The organism is Bacillus sp. FSL K6-2819 (genome assembly GCF_038008305.1).
Taxonomy (GTDB): Bacteria; Bacillota; Bacilli; order Bacillales; family Bacillaceae; genus Bacillus; species Bacillus amyloliquefaciens.
The window spans coordinates 3656478-3673568 of sequence record NZ_JBBOYV010000001.1 but is presented as its reverse complement, the minus strand read 5'-3'; the positions used below and the strand labels follow the sequence as shown (position 1 = coordinate 3673568).

Annotated in this window: 15 protein-coding genes and 2 pseudogenes; 16 read left to right on the top strand and 1 reads right to left on the bottom strand. The window is 49.2% G+C overall.

All coding sequences use genetic code 11. From position 1 onward, the window contains the following. The first annotated feature begins 13 nt into the window (after nucleotides 1-13). The gene (locus tag MHH91_RS19190; RefSeq protein ID WP_013354008.1) at nucleotides 14-385 is read left to right on the top strand and encodes a DUF423 domain-containing protein; all 372 of its coding nucleotides are present in this window, start codon (nucleotides 14-16) and stop codon (nucleotides 383-385) included. Nucleotides 386-431: 46 nt separating this feature from the next. Here the strand turns inward: MHH91_RS19190 and gerQ are convergent, their stop codons facing one another. After that, entirely contained in the window at nucleotides 432-983 is a 552-nt protein-coding gene (gene gerQ / locus MHH91_RS19185) for a spore coat protein GerQ (RefSeq protein WP_013354007.1), read from the bottom strand. A gap of 280 nt (nucleotides 984-1263) precedes the next feature. Here gerQ and MHH91_RS19180 point away from each other — a divergent pair, with 280 nt between their 5' ends. The 15 genes and pseudogenes from MHH91_RS19180 to MHH91_RS19110 all read left to right on the top strand — a co-directional run bounded on the left by MHH91_RS19180 (nucleotide 1264) and on the right by MHH91_RS19110 (nucleotide 17083). Then, entirely contained in the window at nucleotides 1264-2034 is a 771-nt protein-coding gene (locus tag MHH91_RS19180; RefSeq protein WP_013354006.1) for a glycosyltransferase family 2 protein, read from the top strand. A 4-nt stretch (nucleotides 2035-2038) separates the two neighbouring features. Next, nucleotides 2039-3463 (top strand): capsular polysaccharide export protein, LipB/KpsS family, encoded by a 1425-nt coding sequence (locus tag MHH91_RS19175; RefSeq protein ID WP_013354005.1) that lies wholly within the window; start codon nucleotides 2039-2041, stop codon nucleotides 3461-3463. Between the two features lie 22 nt (nucleotides 3464-3485). Further along, the gene (locus MHH91_RS19170; RefSeq protein WP_013354004.1) at nucleotides 3486-4655 is read left to right on the top strand and encodes a DegT/DnrJ/EryC1/StrS family aminotransferase; all 1170 of its coding nucleotides are present in this window, start codon (nucleotides 3486-3488) and stop codon (nucleotides 4653-4655) included. Further along, entirely contained in the window at nucleotides 4656-5519 is an 864-nt protein-coding gene (locus MHH91_RS19165; protein ID WP_013354003.1) for a GNAT family N-acetyltransferase, read from the top strand. Continuing rightward, a complete protein-coding gene (locus MHH91_RS19160; protein ID WP_013354002.1) occupies nucleotides 5519-6640 on the top strand; it encodes an N-acetylneuraminate synthase family protein in 1122 nt (373 codons plus the stop codon). Before MHH91_RS19165 ends, MHH91_RS19160 begins: the two co-directional genes overlap by 1 nt. After that, nucleotides 6633-7373, top strand: coding sequence for a cytidylyltransferase domain-containing protein (locus MHH91_RS19155; RefSeq protein WP_014472356.1), 741 nt, complete (start codon nucleotides 6633-6635; stop codon nucleotides 7371-7373). The genes MHH91_RS19160 and MHH91_RS19155 overlap by 8 nt, the downstream gene beginning before the upstream one ends. 1 nt (nucleotide 7374) lies before the next feature. Beyond that, nucleotides 7375-8378 (top strand): annotated as a pseudogene (locus MHH91_RS19150) (PseG/SpsG family protein). Nucleotides 8379-8405: 27 nt separating this feature from the next. After that, the gene (locus MHH91_RS19145) at nucleotides 8406-9143 is read left to right on the top strand and encodes a sugar phosphate nucleotidyltransferase (protein WP_013353999.1); all 738 of its coding nucleotides are present in this window, start codon (nucleotides 8406-8408) and stop codon (nucleotides 9141-9143) included. 2 nt (nucleotides 9144-9145) lie between these two features. Beyond that, nucleotides 9146-10093 (top strand): dTDP-glucose 4,6-dehydratase, encoded by a 948-nt coding sequence (gene rfbB, locus MHH91_RS19140; RefSeq protein ID WP_013353998.1) that lies wholly within the window; start codon nucleotides 9146-9148, stop codon nucleotides 10091-10093. A gap of 20 nt (nucleotides 10094-10113) precedes the next feature. Beyond that, on the top strand, nucleotides 10114-10962 hold the full coding sequence (gene rfbD, locus MHH91_RS19135; RefSeq protein WP_013353997.1) for a dTDP-4-dehydrorhamnose reductase: 849 nt from the start codon (nucleotides 10114-10116) through the stop codon (nucleotides 10960-10962). Further along, on the top strand, nucleotides 10959-11414 hold the full coding sequence (locus tag MHH91_RS19130) for a dTDP-4-dehydrorhamnose 3,5-epimerase family protein (protein ID WP_014471193.1): 456 nt from the start codon (nucleotides 10959-10961) through the stop codon (nucleotides 11412-11414). Before rfbD ends, MHH91_RS19130 begins: the two co-directional genes overlap by 4 nt. A gap of 225 nt (nucleotides 11415-11639) precedes the next feature. Continuing rightward, the gene (gene bslB / locus MHH91_RS19125; protein ID WP_014471192.1) at nucleotides 11640-12101 is read left to right on the top strand and encodes a biofilm surface layer hydrophobin BslB; all 462 of its coding nucleotides are present in this window, start codon (nucleotides 11640-11642) and stop codon (nucleotides 12099-12101) included. A gap of 187 nt (nucleotides 12102-12288) precedes the next feature. Further along, nucleotides 12289-13575 carry a Glu/Leu/Phe/Val family dehydrogenase gene (locus MHH91_RS19120; protein WP_013353994.1) on the top strand — a complete coding sequence of 429 codons (1287 nt, stop codon included), beginning with the start codon at nucleotides 12289-12291 and terminating at the stop codon, nucleotides 13573-13575. Between the two features lie 207 nt (nucleotides 13576-13782). Then, a complete protein-coding gene (gene pruA, locus MHH91_RS19115) occupies nucleotides 13783-15330 on the top strand; it encodes an L-glutamate gamma-semialdehyde dehydrogenase (RefSeq protein WP_013353992.1) in 1548 nt (515 codons plus the stop codon). Between the two features lie 71 nt (nucleotides 15331-15401). Then, nucleotides 15402-17083, top strand: a pseudogene (locus MHH91_RS19110) (M20 family metallopeptidase). The last annotated feature ends 8 nt before the right edge of the window (nucleotides 17084-17091 follow it).

The following is a 17091-nucleotide window of genomic DNA, read 5'->3' as shown; positions in this document are numbered from 1 at the left end:
GGGAGAAGAATAGATGAAAGTGTTTATTATTCTGGGTGCGATTAACGCCTTATTGGCTGTGGCGCTGGGTGCTTTCGGGGCGCACGGGCTTGAAGGGAAAATCCCTGATAAATATTTGCAGGTATGGCACACAGGCGTGCAATATCATATGTATCACGCGCTCGGCCTTCTGGCTGTCGCGTTTTTAGCCGAAAAGCTCTCTGGCGTGGGGAGCGTTTCTGTCGCGGGCTGGCTGATGTTTGCGGGCATCGTTCTGTTTTCTGGAAGCTTGTACGTATTGAGCGTGACGCAGATTTCCATTCTCGGAGCGATTACACCGCTCGGCGGCGTGGCGTTTATTATTTCGTGGATTATGATTGTCGTCGCGGCCGTCAAATATTTATAAAGAAAAAAAGCCAATCCTCTGCCAAGTGAGCGATTGGCTTTTTGATTTATCTCGGAGAATAAGAAGACATGGAGTACGGATAAGTATAAGCAATTTCCTCATCAAACGTGATGTAATCAAGGTAAATGGTCAGAAGCAGATAACGGGTACCCGTTTTCGGGTCGCTGATGATGATATGATCACGCCCCGCAGCCTGAATCACGCCGCGGAAAATCTTTGAATTCCATTCTTTGCTGTTTTCAAACGTCATATAAATCGTCGCCGTTTTGCCCCGATTCAACCGCAGAATATTTTCAATGTATGACTCTTCAATCGGCAGCATGCCGGGAACGTTTTGTGACGATGATGGACCTGACGGGATCTGAAAGCTGCTGCCGCCCTGCTGCTGCGGCTGCGTCTGGCCGGGGAACCCCCCGCCGAAGCTCTGCTGGCCTTGCTGCATCGGCATCGACATCTGCTGCTGCATCGGCATCATCTGTGATCCTTGGCCCTGAGGCTGCGGATAAGGATTAGGCCCGAGCTGCGGCTGGAATCCCTGCATATCCATTCCCATCCCCATCCCCTGCATTTGCTGATATTGATTCTTTTTCGGTTTCATATTGTTCCTCCTTTGATGAAAACCTCGTGATGCTGGAACCTCCTGACAAGTAATCAGACAGCCGTCAGAGCGGCTGCTGTTTTTATCTATTCCACCATATGAGCCTTTAGAAAGATTTATGCGAAAAAAGAAAACACGCTGCCTGAGACCGGCCATCAGAGCCGGCCTTTTTTGTGCGCGCAAAGCTGACTTTTCACATAATAGTCTGTATTCCTAGCGCATCTTTGACATAAGGAACATATGATAGCGGTAGTTTCAGGTACGAAAAGGGGGTGACGAGTTGCCTAAAGTGTCAGTGATCATGACGAGCTATAACAAAAGTGACTATGTGGCCCGCTCAATTAAAAGTATTCTGTCTCAGACGTTTACAGACTTTGAGCTTTTCATTATGGATGACAACTCAAATGAAGCGACATTGGCGGAAATACGCCCTTTTCTCACGGATCCCCGCGTCCGGTTTTATCAAAGCGATGTATCGGGCGTCAAAGAAAGAACGGAAAAAACACGCTATGCGGCCTTGATTAATCAGGCAATAGAAATGGCGGAGGGCGAATACGTGACGTATGCGACCGACGACAACACGTATGTGCCGGACCGGCTTGAGAAAATGGTGAAAGAGCTTGATGACGACCCGGAAAAAGCCGTTGTGTATTCAAGTTCCAAAACCTATCATCTGAATGAACAGAAAGAGACGGTGAAGGAAACGGCCAGGCCCGCCGAACGGATCGTGTGGAATGCGCCGTGCGCCATTGACCATTGTTCGGTCATGCACCGGTTTTCCGTGCTGGAACAGGTCAAATCGGCATTCGGCTCCTATTGGGATGAAAGCCCCGCGTTTTACCGGATCGGTGACGCCCGTTTCTTCTGGAGAGTGAATCATTTTTATCCGTTTTACCCGATTGCTGAGGAGCTTGACATCAATTATATTACCGATCAATCCATCCATTATCAGCTTTTTGCGGCGGAGAAAAACGAGTTTGTGAACAGCCTTCCGCAGCAGACCACGTGCCGAGAGCTGAGGGAATCATTAAAAAAGCTTGGAAAGGGGTGAGGGCTTGTCGGCATACTTAGCGAACTATTGGGTGCTGTACCGGCAGTATATTGACCTTTTTCATTCACTTCGCTACAAAGACATCCCGCTCGCATTGATCAGTAATTTTTATCAATATATCAGTCCGGCGCTTCGGGAGAGCATGGAGCAGAACCCAGAGCTTTTCGGCCCGGCTGACCGGCATATTCCTGAAGCCAATATTCAGTCTTATTTTGATCAAAAGAAGCAAACCATTAAGAAAACAGATGAGAAACCGGTAAACGGAAAAGTCATTCTGCATTTTGACCACCTTCGATTCACCGAGGGAAACTACCGGCAGTTTGATCCGGCGAAAACGGCGGTTTTAGCCAGATGGAGTCTTCCTGATCATCACGGGCTGCCCGTTATCAGCAAATTGGAGCTGACGGGAATGGACAAAAAAGGGAACCCCGTCCCTTATATTGAAAAAGCCCATTCCATTCTGAAAGAGCACAGCAGCCATCCCGCTTTCGGAAACAGAGCGTTTCAGGAGCGTTTGTATAAAGACATTCCGTTATTTATTGAAGCGATTGATGCCATTGATATTTTGTTTACGGCCGAGAACATTTCCGCCGTTGTAGTCGGCACGACAGAGGATATTTACAGCCGTGTGCTGGCGCTGATGTGCGCGAAAAAAAACGCCGTCAGCATCTGTCTTCAGCATGGGGCGCTCATGGGAGATGAAGCGTTTCTGCCCGTGTTTACGGACTATCAGGCTGTGTTCGGGGCTTATGAAGCGGAGTGGTATAAAGCAAAAGGCTGCAGGGAGGAACAAATCATCATCACGGGTCATCCCCGTTTCGACGAGATTTTCTCAAGAGAGCCGATAGATAAGGACACGTTTTACCGAAAGCTTTCCTTTCTCCCGTCAAAGCGGACGGTGCTGATCGCCACTCAGCCGTTCTCTGATGAATTTTATACGGGAGTTCTTGAAGAACTGATCAAGCATAAGAACATGCAGCTTATTATTAAACCGCATCCGTGGGAAATCGGCAAAAACAAGCTGGATGCTTACCATCAGGTGCTGCGGAAATATAAAGCCGGCAAAATCATCAAAAAAGAAATGGGGCTTTATGATATTCTCCCGTATGTTGACGCCGCGGTGACGCAGACATCAACGGTCGGCCTTGAAGCGATGCTGTTTCAGAAACCCGTACTGATCGGAAAATCAGCGGGAACCCGCCAATACCCTTATTATCATTCTCTCGGGGAATTTGCTTTTGAGGACCCGCAGGCGCTTGCTCAGGAATTGATTCGGGTATGCGAAAGCCCCGACGAATATCAAAAGGCAGAAAAGGCGCGCCGCACTTTTATCGCCGCGAACTATCCTGTTCAGGATTCGCTGGCCGCTTTATGCCGAGTGCTTCAGGAAAAAACCGGAGTCGACTTCAGACGGGTTGACCCTTCATAAAAAAGATAGGAGCGCAAAGAAAATGGTGCAAAAAAGATCATCTTTTCTTCCGTATTCATTGCCCATGATCGGGAAGGACGAAATTCAGGAGGTTATTGATACGCTTGAAACGGGCTGGCTTTCAAAGGGACCGAAAGTGGAGGCGTTTGAAAAAGCTTTCGCCGCCTGGACGGGAGCAAAGCACGCGATCGCGCTGAATTCATGTACCGCCGCGTTGTTTTTGGCCCTGAAAGCGAAAGGGATCGGTCCCGGCGACGAGGTCATTACGTCTGCCGTGACGTTCAGTTCAACAGCCAATACAATCGTGCATACAGGCGCAGTTCCGGTGTTTGTAGACATTGATCCGCTTACCTTGAATGCGGACCCTGAGAAAATTGAGGCGGCTGTGACCCCGCAGACAAAGGCGATTGTGCCCGTTCATTTCGCCGGCCAGTCGTGTGAGATGGATCAGATTCTGGCCATTGCCGAAAAGCATCAGCTGTTTGTCTTAGAGGATGCGGCCCATGCCGTGTACACCACTTATAAACAGAAAATGATCGGATCAATCGGGGACGCGACGGCATTCAGTTTCTACGCGACAAAAAACCTGGCAACCGGAGAAGGCGGCATGCTGACGACGGATGATGACAGGCTTGCCGACCAGATCAGGGTTCTCAGCCTTCACGGCATGAGCAAAGGCGCGTGGAACCGTTATTCTTCAAACGGAAGCTGGTACTATGAGGTCGAAACGCCCGGCTATAAAATGAATATGTTTGATCTTCAGGCGGCGCTTGGGCTTCATCAGCTGAAACGGATTGACAGCATGCAGGAAAGAAGAGCCGAAATTGCGGCCCGCTACCAGGACGCCTTCAGAGACATGAAAGGGCTGACCGTCCCATATGTCAGTGAGAACGGACGGCATGCATGGCATTTGTATGTTATTCAAGTAGAGGAGCAGGAAGCAGGAATCAGCCGGAACGATCTGATTTCCGCTTTGAAAGACCAATATAATATCGGCACAAGCGTTCATTTTATTCCGGTTCCGTTCCATCCGTATTATCAAAAAACATACGGATATAAGGAAACTGATTTTCCGGCCGCGGCCGCGTATTATCACCGCACCGTATCACTCCCTCTTTATCCGTCAATGACAGATGATGACGTTGAATACGTCATTGCAGCCGTTACGGATATCATCAAAGGGGCTGATTAGGTGTACAGACTGAGGGAAAATCTTACTCAAGACATGATTCAAGCCTTTCTCCATCAAAAGGGCATTCAGCCGGAGGCCTATGAATCGTCGCTCTGTTTATTGGAAGAAAACAGCCTTCAAGGCGTGATTTTATACGAAAACTCTTCGTGGGAAAGTCAATTGTTCCAAAAAAAAATCATCAATGTGAAGCTCGCAGCCGCAAACAGCACCGGGCAGCTCAAAAGGCTGTTTCAGGAGTTTTACGCCTCAAGGCGGGCTGACGGCACCGATTTTATATTTATTAAAATACCGGCTGAAGATGTCGGAGCTATGCAGGTCGTTCAGCAGCTTCCGACCGCCTGTTTTGTCGGGAGTTTGTTCAAGCTCGTCAGTCCGGTGCGTGTTTATAACAGTGCGCCGCCGTTTGAGATTACAGAAGCCGGACCCGGCGACACGGAAGCGATCAGCCGGCTGGCCCGCGACGCCTTTACAAAAAGCAGGTATTACCAAGACCCTCATCTCAGCTATGAAAGTGCAAACCGCCTGTTTGAAGAGTGGGCGCGGAATAATGCGGAAGGCAGAGCTTCCTTACAATTCGCCGCCAAATACAAGGGAGAGACCGTGGGCTTTGTTCAAGGGCTGTCTAAAGGCGATGAATTTGTCCTTGATCTGATGGCGGTAAAACCGGGATTTGAAGGAAAGGGCGCGGGATACCATTTAGCGGCGCGCATTATTGAACAATCACTGCGCTTTCAGCATAAGACTGTATCAGCGGGAACGCAGCTTCACAATGTAAGAGCCATCCGCCTGTATGAAAGAATGGGATTTAAAGCGGATGCGTCTTATTACTATTATCATGTGTGGCCCGGGAAGGAGGCGGACTGATGGCATCATGCAAAATCGGATCGAAGTCAATCGGCGAAGGTTCGCCCGTTTTCATCATCGCCGAAGCCGGGATTAATCATGACGGAAAACTGAGCCAGGCGTTTGAATTGATAGACGCGGCCAGTGAGGCCGGTGCGGATGCAGTCAAGTTTCAAATGTTTCAGGCGGACAAAATGTATCAGAAAGACCCCGGCTTGTACAAAACCGCAGCGGGTAAAGACGTCTCAATATTTTCTTTAGTGCAATCAATGGAAATGCCCGCCGAATGGATAGAACCGCTGCTTGACTATTGTAAGAAAAAAGGCGTGCTGTTTTTAAGCACGGTATGTGACGAAGGCTCTGCGGACTTATTATATGCGACATCTCCGTCAGCTTTTAAAATCGCCTCCTATGAGCTGAACCATCTGCCGTTATTGAAATATGTCGCGGGGCTGAAGACCCCGATTATCTTTTCAACCGCGGGCGCTGATATTTCAGATATTCAGGAGGCTTATAAAACTATTACCGGCGAGGGGAACAAAGAGATTGCGATTATGCACTGTGTGGCGAAATATCCCGCACCGCCTGAATACAGCAATCTGAGCGTCATTCCCATGCTCGCCGCCGCTTTCCCGGATGCTGTGATCGGCTTTTCCGACCACAGCGCCCACCCGTATGACGTCCCGTGCGCAGCTGTCAGGCTCGGAGCGAAGCTGATCGAAAAGCATTTTACGATAGACAAAAACCTGCCCGGCGCCGATCACTCCTTCGCCCTCAATCCGGATGAATTAAAGGAAATGGTTGCGGCGATCCGTTCAGCTGAAGCGGAGCTGAGACAGGGGCATCACGCTCCGGTGCCGGAAATACTGTCGGGAAGCTCCCATAAAACCACGACATCAATTGAGGGGGATATCAGGAAATTCGCTTACAGAGGCATTTTTTCAACAGCGCCGATTCAAAAAGGCGAATGTTTTACAGCGGATAACATTGCCGTTCTTCGTCCCGGACAAAAGCCGCAGGGGCTTCACCCGAGGTATTTTGAACTTTTAACTGACGGGGCGCGTGCGGTCAGGGATATCCCCGCCGACACGGGCATCACCTGGGATGACCTTTTGACGAAAGGCAGCTCTTATGATGACTGACATTCTGTTTATCATTCAGGCACGGATGGGAAGCGAGCGTCTTCCAGGCAAAGTGCTGAAGCCGATCGGCGGATATACCATTCTCGATATGATTGTCAAAAGAGTTCGGCAAAGCGCGTATTATGATCAATCACGGGATAATCTGATCATCGCCACGTCTGACAATAAGACCGACGACATACTGTCCGCACACTGCCTCAGCAAGCACTACCGTGTGCACCGCGGCAGCGAGCAGCGCGTGCTTGACCGGTTTGCACAAGTCATCGAACAAGTAAAACCGGCCATCGCAGTCAGACTGACGGGGGATAACCCGTTTGTCGATCCTTCGCTGCTTGATCTTCTGATTAAATCGCATTCAGACCAGCACGCGGATTACACGTATATCGGGGGTACGCCGCTCGGCATCGGCGGCGAGGCGGTAAACGCGAATCTTTTAACAGAACTGAGCGCCGCCAAAACGCTGGCGGACAAATATCAGGAGCATGTGACACTTTTGATAAGAGAATCTCCTGAGAAGTATCGGCTCCTCTTTCCAGAACCCCCGCAGGAACTTCGTGCTCCTCACTTGCGGCTGACCGTCGATACCGAAGAGGACTACCGGCTGGCCTGCGAGCTGTACGCAAAAGCAGGAGCGCGCCCTGATATTCCGGCAAAGGAATTAATTCATCTGCTGAATAGCGATCCGGAGCTCAGAGCCATTAATCAGATGATCCGGCAAAAAGAGGCTGATTAAGATGCGGGTTTTGATATTCTCAGACGGGGGCTATGAAATCGGCATGGGGCACGTCGTCCGGATGAAACTGCTTGCCGATGCCATTAAGACCAAATGCTCCATTACGTTTTATACCAACAAAGAGGCTTCCTCTTATCTTTCTTCTGACAAATGGGAAGTAATCATCAAGCCTGACAAGGGACAGAAGGAATTTATTGTCCGGGAAATAAACCGGCAGGCTCCTGACCTGCTCATATTCGATCTGCTCGATATACCGTGTGACTGGCTTGAAGAAATCAAAAAGCACTCATCTGCCCGCATCGTCTTGTTTGAAGAAAAACGGGAACATGTTATTCATTTATGCGATGCCGTCATAAACGGCATATATGGCGGACTGAAAAGCCGGATGGTTAAAATGGGCAGCGCCGTTGTATATGAAGGCCCGGAATATATGATTCTTCATCCGGGTTTTGAAAAAGCCAAACAGCTCTATCAGCTCAGAAAAGAATGCCGGACCATTTTGGTTTCTTTAGGAGGAAGCGACCCTAAGAAGCTTGTCTTTAAAGTGATAGAAGCATGCCGCCGCATTCCGGATATTCAGCGCAAACAGGTGATCATCGTCATGGGCGGCGCCGCTCCACACGCTGATGACGTGCGCGCGCTTATTGCGCAAATGCCTTATGCCGGGTTGGTAAGGCAGACAAATGACATGGCCGCGCTTCTCACAAAGGCTGATATGGCCGTCGTGTCCGGCGGCATTACTTTATATGAAACCATTTGTACGGGTTGCCCTGCATCGTTCTATCTCAAGTGGCGCATCAAACCGTGACGGCAGAAAAATTCGCCGGACGGGGAGCCGCCGTTCATCTCGGCCTCGGAGAACGCATGTCAGCGGACGTTCTTGCTCGGCATATGTCTGAGCTGACCGCTGATTATCAGATGCGGCTCGGACTTCATCAGAACGGAACGCCGCTGGTTGACGGGAGAGGCATCAAACGGGCGGCGGCGATTCTTTTTGAATTGTGATAAAACCACACGTAAGGAAGTGTTGATGTGAAAGGTGTTATCTTAGCCGGAGGCACCGGCTCACGCCTTATGCCGCTGACGAAAGCGGTCAATAAGCATTTACTCCCTGTCGGTCCATATCCGATGATTTACTGGTCGATCATGAAGCTGGAAGAAGCGGGAATTAAGGATATATTGCTGATTACGCAAAAAGAGTATATTCCGCAATTTCATAAACTTCTTGAAAACGGAGAAGAGCTCGGCGTCTCGATCACATATCAGGTTCAGCCCGCCGCATCCGGCATTTCGGACGCTTTATCGTACGCAAAACGGTTCACCGGACGCGACCCGTTCGTTCTGCTTTTAGGAGATAATATTTTTGAAGATTCATTAAAACCTTATACGGAACGCTTCGCACAGCAGGGAAAAGGAGCGAAAGTGCTGCTGAAGGAAGTTGATGATCCTGAGCGCTTCGGCATCGCCGAGATTGATGAAAAAAACAAACGGATCAAGTCGATCATTGAAAAGCCGGAGCAGCCGCCGACCAGCCTATGCGTCACAGGGATCTACATGTATGACGCCGAAGTGTTTTCTTATATTGATCAAATTTCCCCTTCAAAACGCGGCGAGCTGGAAATTACGGATGTCAATAATTTATACATTGAACACAGTGAGCTGACGTATGATGTGTTAAAGGGCTGGTGGGTGGATGCGGGCACGCATGAATCGCTCTGCCTCGCCGGAAGCCTGGCGCAACAGGCGATACAGAAAGGACAGGAACATTAATCATGCCAAAATCATATTTAATTACAGGCGGCGCCGGATTTATCGGCCTCACCTTTACAAACATGATGCTGAAAGAAACGGACGCGCAGATTACCGTCCTGGATAATCTCACGTATGCAAGCAGGCCGCTTGAAATAGAAGCCTTAAAAAAGAACGGCCGTTTCCGTTTTATTAAAGGTGACATCTCTAAAAAAGAGGACATCGACAAAGCCTTTTCCCAAATGTATGACGCCGTCATTCATTTTGCGGCTGAATCTCATGTGGACAGAAGCATAAATCAGGCAGAGCCGTTTATCACAACAAATGTGATGGGCACATACCGACTGGCCGACGCGGTGTTACAGGGAAAGGCCGGCAGACTGATTCATATTTCAACTGACGAGGTGTACGGAGATTTGGGGCCGGATGATCCCGCTTTTACGGAGACGACGCCGCTTTCGCCGAATAATCCGTATTCCGCAAGCAAGGCAAGCTCAGACCTGCTCGTCATGTCCTATGTGAAAACCCATAAGCTTCCCGCCATCATTACGAGATGCAGCAACAATTACGGGCCTTATCAGCATCACGAGAAAATGATTCCGACCATTATCAGACACGCCGTAAACGGCACGCCGGTTCCGCTGTACGGCGACGGGATGCAGATCAGAGACTGGCTGTTTGCCGAAGATCATTGCCGCGCCATTAAACTTGTACTGGAAAAAGGAACGCTCGGCGAAATTTACAATATCGGCGGCGGAAATGAACGGACGAATAAAGATCTGGCGGCTTTTATCATGAAGGAGCTCGGAGTCGAGGGACGGTTTGCCCATGTCGAAGACAGAAAAGGGCATGACCGCCGTTACGCCATCAATGCCACAAAGCTGAAACAAGAGCTGGGCTGGCGGCAGGACGTAACGTTTGAAGAAGGAATGAGAAGAACCATTCGCTGGTATACAGGCAGCCAAGACTAATCGGAAAGAAGGGGATCCGATTGACAAAGGTATTAGTAACCGGAGCGGCCGGCCAGCTGGGGCGGGAGTTATGCCGCCGACTGAAGCAGGAAGGGTATGAAGTGATCGCCCTGACAAAAGCGATGATGAATATATCCGACCAGCAATCGGTGCGGCACTCGTTCAGCCATTACAAGCCGGATATCGTCGTCAATACGGCGGCATACACCTCCGTTGACAAATGTGAAACGGAGCTCGACAAAGCGTATTTAATAAACGGAATCGGAGCCTATTATACATCGCTTGAGGCTGAAAATACCGGAGCGAGATTTATTCACATCAGCACCGATTACGTCTTCAGCGGCAAAGGAACACGGCCTTCTCACACAGATGATCCCGCAGACCCCGGAACGATTTACGGAAAAAGCAAAAAACTCGGCGAAGAACTGATCCGGTTAACGGGAAAAAACCACACCATTATCAGAACATCGTGGGTGTACGGCAGCGGCGGGAACAACTTTGTCAATACGATGCTGAAGCTTGCGGATACACATGATCAAGTGCGTGTCGTAAACGATCAAGTCGGCGCACCGACCTACACAAAGGATTTAGCCGAAACGGTGATCGGTCTCTTTGACAGGCCGCCGGGCACGTACCACGCCGCAAACAGCGGAGTGTGCAGCTGGTATGAATTCGCCAAGGCCATTTTTGAAGAAAGCGGCAGGACCGCCGATGTGCTGCCCGTCACGACGGAGGAATACGGAAATAAGACGCCCCGTCCCGCTTACTCGGTGTTAAGCCTTGAGTCGATTGAACGGCAGGGGCTTGGCATGAGGCATTGGCGGGATGCGCTGCGGGATTATTTACAAAGGGAGGGACAGTGCAAGTGATCGAAGGCGTAAAAATCAAAAAGCTGATCAAACACAGTGACGACCGAGGTTTTTTCTCAGAACTCGTCCGTGACGATGAACAACTTCTGGAACATTTCGGGCAGGCTTCCTGGTCAAAAAGCTATCCCGGCGTCATTAAAGCGTTTCACTATCATGAGAAACAGGATGACCTGTGGTTTTTCCCGACGGGCCATGCCCAAGTCGTGCTGCATGACCTTCGCGAAGAGTCAGCAACCAAGGGAGAAACGGATGTCTACTACATGGGAGAAGACAATCCGATGCTGCTTCTCATTCCCAAAGGAGTCGCGCACGGTTACAGAGTGCTGGGAGAAACCCCGCTGACTATTATTTATTTTACGACAATGTCCTATAATCCGGATCAGCCTGACGAAAAAAGAATCCCGTGGAATGATGAAACCATCGGATTTGACTGGAAGACGGCTCATCGGTAGCGCACAAGACGGAGACAGCGGATGTCTTCGTTTTTTGATTTTCAGCTGATGTGAACCTTTGAAAATAAAAGATAGAATATTCTTAAAAAACAATTTACTTACATGGGTAAAGGTGGTAGATTATTCTCAGGAAAAGAGAAACTCCAATTCGCGCGAATGGAATCATCAGACACGCTTTTCCGGCAGAGGACGCTCTGAATCCCATATAATCTGGAGGAATCAATGATGTTAAAAAGAAAATCATTTTCTGCTTTTTTCATCAGTGCTGCTGTATTTTTAGCTGTGTTCTTGCCATCTTTTCATGCGAATGCCCAATCTGCCGTTATTGAAGCGAAAACCATCAACAGTACGAAAGAATACGCGACGTCTGATATTGAAGTCACATACAAGCCGAATGCGCTGCTTGCCGTCGGTGCCATTGAATTTCAATTTCCCGACGGGTTCAACGCCACTGTGAGGGACTCTGTAAACGGAAGAACATTGAAAGAAACGCAAATTCTCAACTATGGAAAAACGGTCAGACTCCCGCTTACCCTTGACTTGCTGGGAGCGACTGAATACAATCTCGTTCTGGTGCGTAAAAACCTTCCGCGCGCCGGCACGTATACAATCAAAGGCGATTACGTAAACGGTTTGGGTGCCGGCAGTCTTTACGCCGAAACAAAACTGGTCATTGACCCGCGTTAATCCGGGATGAAAGAGGCTGCACAACAGCCTCTTTTTTTATGCGCAAAATCCTGGCATGAATCTTGCATATAAAAAGGGGCGTAACGACAATGTGAAAGGGATTGATGGGTTTTGGTGTAAAAGCGCTTACATTTTTGTTCTGCCGGTAATTGAAGCTTACACGTAAAATACGATGAGGTGATAAAACATGTCAGCCAACCCGCTTTCTAAAAGCAATCAGAAAGATGAAGAAAAAGAAGTTCTTAATTTGTTCTTGTCAACACAATCGATCATTAAGGAAGCCCTGCGTAAACTGGGGTATCCCGATAATATGTATGAATTAATGAAAGAGCCGATGCGGCTTTTGACCGTCCGCATTCCGGTCAAAATGGACAATGGCTCAGTACAGGTTTTCACGGGCTATCGTTCACAGCATAATGATGCGGTCGGCCCGACAAAAGGGGGCGTGCGGTTTCACCCTGAAGTCAGTGAAGAAGAGGTCAAGGCGCTTTCCATCTGGATGACTTTAAAATGCGGCATCACAAATCTTCCTTACGGGGGCGGAAAAGGAGGCATCATCTGTGATCCGCGGACGATGTCATTCGGGGAGCTGGAACGGCTGAGCCGCGGATATGTGCGGGCGATCAGCCAGATCGTCGGCCCGACAAAGGATATTCCGGCTCCCGACGTATATACCAACTCGCAGATTATGGCGTGGATGATGGACGAATACAGCCGGCTGAGAGAATTTGATTCACCGGGATTCATTACGGGCAAACCGATCGTTCTCGGCGGTTCACAGGGGCGGGAAACGGCGACCGCGCAAGGCGTCACGATTTGTATTGAGGAAGCCGTTAAGAAAAAAGGGATTCCATTGGAAAATGCGCGCATCATCATTCAAGGGTTCGGAAATGCCGGAAGTTTTCTCGCTAAATTTATGCATGACGCGGGCGCCAAGGTGATCGGCATCTCAGACGCCCACGGCGCTTTGTATGATCCTGACGGCCTTGACGTTGATTACCTGCTGGATAAGCGGGACAGCTTCGGCACGGTGACGAATCTTTTCTCAGATATCATAACGAATCGGGAGCTGCTGGAGAAAGACTGTGATATTCTCGTGCCTGCCGCGATCTCCAATCAGATTACGGCTGAAAACGCTCATAACATTAAAGCCTCGATCATTGTGGAAGCGGCGAACGGGCCGACAACGATCGACGCCACGAAAATCCTGAATGAAAGAGGCGTGCTTCTTGTGCCGGATATTTTGGCAAGCGCGGGCGGCGTGACAGTGTCTTATTTTGAATGGGTGCAGAATAATCAGGGATTTTACTGGTCAGCGGAGGAAGTCGCCGGAAAACTGCGCAGTGTTATGGTGAATTCATTTGAATCCATTTATCAGACAGCGCATACCCACAAGGTCGATATGCGTTTGGCCGCATATATGACAGGCATCAGAAAATCGGCTGAAGCCGCCCGTTTCCGCGGCTGGGTATAAGTGTTATCCGCAAAGGAATTTTGCGCCGTATATATAAAGGATCGCAAAATTTCTTTGCGTTTTCTGGATGAAGCTGACAGATTCGGACAAGCTTCGTCCGCTTTCGGCAGAGATTTTCTTTTTTTTATCACAGCTTGTTATGCTGGTATGCTTCTTGCATCTTCATAAAGCGTGAGCACACATTACAAAATACGAGGAGGAATTCTAATGACAGTTTCATACGCACACGAACCGTTTACAAATTTTCAGGAAGAGACAAATAAACAATCGTTTCAAGAAGCGCTGGCTTATGTGAATTCACAGCTGGGCAAGCATTATCCGATTATCATCAACGGTGAATCGATTGAGACGGATAAAAAAATCGTTTCCGTCAATCCGGCCGATAAAAAAGAAGTGATCGGCACTGTATCGGCGGCCGGCAAAGAGCTTGCGGAGAAGGCCATGCAGGCGGCGCTTGAGGCATTTCAAACATGGAAAAAAGTACGGCCGGAACATCGCGCGAACGTGCTGTTTAAAGCGGCGGCGATCATCCGCAGAAGAAAGCACGAATTTTCCGCGTACCTTGTGAAAGAAGCGGGAAAACCGTGGAAGGAAGCGGATGCGGATACGGCGGAAGCGATCGACTTTTTAGAGTACTACGCCCGTCAGATGCTGAAGCTGAAAGACGGTTCCCCTGTAAAGAGCCGTGACGGAGAATTTAATCAATATCATTATGAGCCGCTTGGTGTGGGAATCGTCATTTCTCCATTCAACTTCCCGCTTGCGATTATGGCCGGAACGGCGGCAGCGGCTATCGTAACAGGCAACACAATATTGCTGAAACCGGCGGATGCGGCGCCTGTCGTGGCGGCGAAATTCGTTGAAGTGATGAAGGAAGCGGGTCTGCCGGACGGCGTGCTCCAATTCATACCGGGCGACGGAGGAGAAATCGGAGACTTCCTGGTTGAGCATCCGAAGACGAGATTTGTGTCATTTACAGGCTCCCGTGCGGTCGGATGCCGCATCTATGAACGAGCCGCAAAAGTGCAGCCGGGCCAAAAATGGCTGAAACGGGTCATCGCTGAGATGGGCGGAAAAGATACGGTGCTTGTAGACAGAGATGCTGATCTTGATCTGGCCGCTTCCTCAATCGTGTATTCCGCTTTCGGATTTTCAGGCCAAAAATGCTCGGCCGGTTCCCGCGCGGTCATTCATCAGGACGTCTATGATGAAGTTGTCGAAAAAGCCGTCGCTTTAACAAAATCACTCACCGTCGGAAGTCCGGAAGATTTTGATACATACATGGGGCCTGTCATCCACGAAGCGTCTTATAATAAAGTCATGAGTTATATCGAAATCGGCAAAACAGAAGGAAAACTTCTGACGGGAGGCGAAGGTGATGATTCGAAAGGATACTTTATTCAGCCGACTATTTTTGCGGATGTAGATGAAAACGCCCGCCTGATGCAGGAGGAAATTTTCGGGCCGGTCGTCGCGATCTCTAAAGCCCGGGATTTCGACCATATGCTTGAGATCGCCAACAATACGGATTACGGCCTGACAGGCGCTCTGTTATCGAAAACCCGCGCGCACATTGAACGCGCCCGTGAAGACTTTCACGTCGGAAATCTATATTTCAACCGCGGCTGTACAGGTGCGATTGTCGGATACCAGCCGTTCGGGGGCTTCAATATGTCAGGAACGGATTCAAAAGCCGGAGGACCTGATTATCTGATTCTTCATATGCAGGCAAAAACAACATCTGAAGCCTATTAATCTTTCGGAAATAGCGCGATGACAAAGAGAGTCGCGCTATTTTCTCTATATGAGGGTAAGGAGGATGAAACATGTATCAGCAGCTCAGCAAAATGCTTCCGGAGGAGAAAATAGAAGCCATTACGAAATCGCTGGTGGCATTAAACAGCATTAACGGCACATTGGGAGAAGGAAAGAAGGCCGACTATATCAAAGATATGATCAAGAGCTTTCCCTACTTTCAGGACAACCCGTCACATGTGTGGGAGCAGGCGATTCCTGAGGACCCTTACGGCCGCAAAAATATTTTCGCGTTTATTGAAGGAAACGGTGACAGCCTGAATACGGTCATTTATCACGCCCATCTTGATACGGTCGGCATTGAGGATTTCGGCCCTTTAAAAGATATCGCTTTTGATTCCGATCGTCTCGCGGAGTATTTCTCGAGCTATGAATTTGATCGGGAGGTGCAGCGGGACGCCCGCTCAGGCGAGTGGATGTTCGGAAGGGGATCGGTTGATATGCAGAGCGGTATTGCCGTTCATCTCGCCAATCTGCTTCACTTTTCTGAACGGCGTAAGCAATTGCCGGGCCATATTCTGTTCATGGCAAACCCGGATGAAGAAAGCCAGCATTCCGGCATCTTAACAAGCATTTCTGAATTAAAACGGCTGAAACAAGAAAAACAGCTTCGTTATTTAGCGGCGATTAATACCGACTTTATCACGCCGCTGTATGACGGTGACACGACACGGTACATATACACGGGCGCCGCCGGGAAGCTTTTGCCTTGCTTTGCGATTTACGGACGGGAAGTGCATGTCGGGGATACGCTGTCCGGCATAGACCCGAATTTGATCGCCTCAGAAATCACCAGAAGAATCCATAACAATATTCATATGGCAGAAAACATTGAAGGAGAGCTTGTGCTTCCGCCGACCTGCCTGTACCAGCGTGACAACAAGGAAGCGTATAACGTGCAGACCGCCGTCAGCAGCTACGTCTATTTTAATTATTTTATTACGAAAAAACCGCCAAAGAAATCATGGATCAGCTGACTGCCGTGGCTGACGAAGCCTGCAAAGAGACAGAGCGAAAATTATCTGATTATTACGACGAATATCACAGGAGAACGAGCCTTCCGAAAAAAGAGATCTCATGGAACGTTCAAGTGTACAGTCTGGAAGATTACCTGAAAAGGCTGAGAAGCCGCGGCATAGACCCGGCGCAGTGTATAGAGCAGACGTTTAAAACGTATGAACATCTTGAACTGCGGATGAGATGCTTTAAAGCCGTAGAGGAACTGCAAAAACTTGATCCTGAGCAAGGAGCCAAGGTCATTATTTTCTATGCGCCGCCTTACCTTCCGCACAATTATTTAAAGGAAGAGAGCACGCGGGACCGGCTTTTGCAGCATGTCATTCAAGAAGCCGTCGATAAAACAGCGGCGTCAACAGGAGAAACATTCGCTTTTAAAAAGTTTTTCCCTTATTTAGCGGACGGAAGCTTCTTATCGCTGCATGAAACAGACGCTGAGGTCTCCGCCTTTACCGATAATTTTCCGGGATGGGATGTCATCGGCATGATTCCTTTTAAAGAAATCAGGGAATTAAATATTCCATCGGTCAATATAGGGGTGTATGGCAAGGACGGCCATAAATGGACGGAACGGGTGTATAAACCGTACACATTCCATGTGCTGCCTGAACTCATTCAGCAGACGACGCTGCACCTTTTGCACAGCTACCGATTAGACATACGCACAAATGGCTGACATAACGG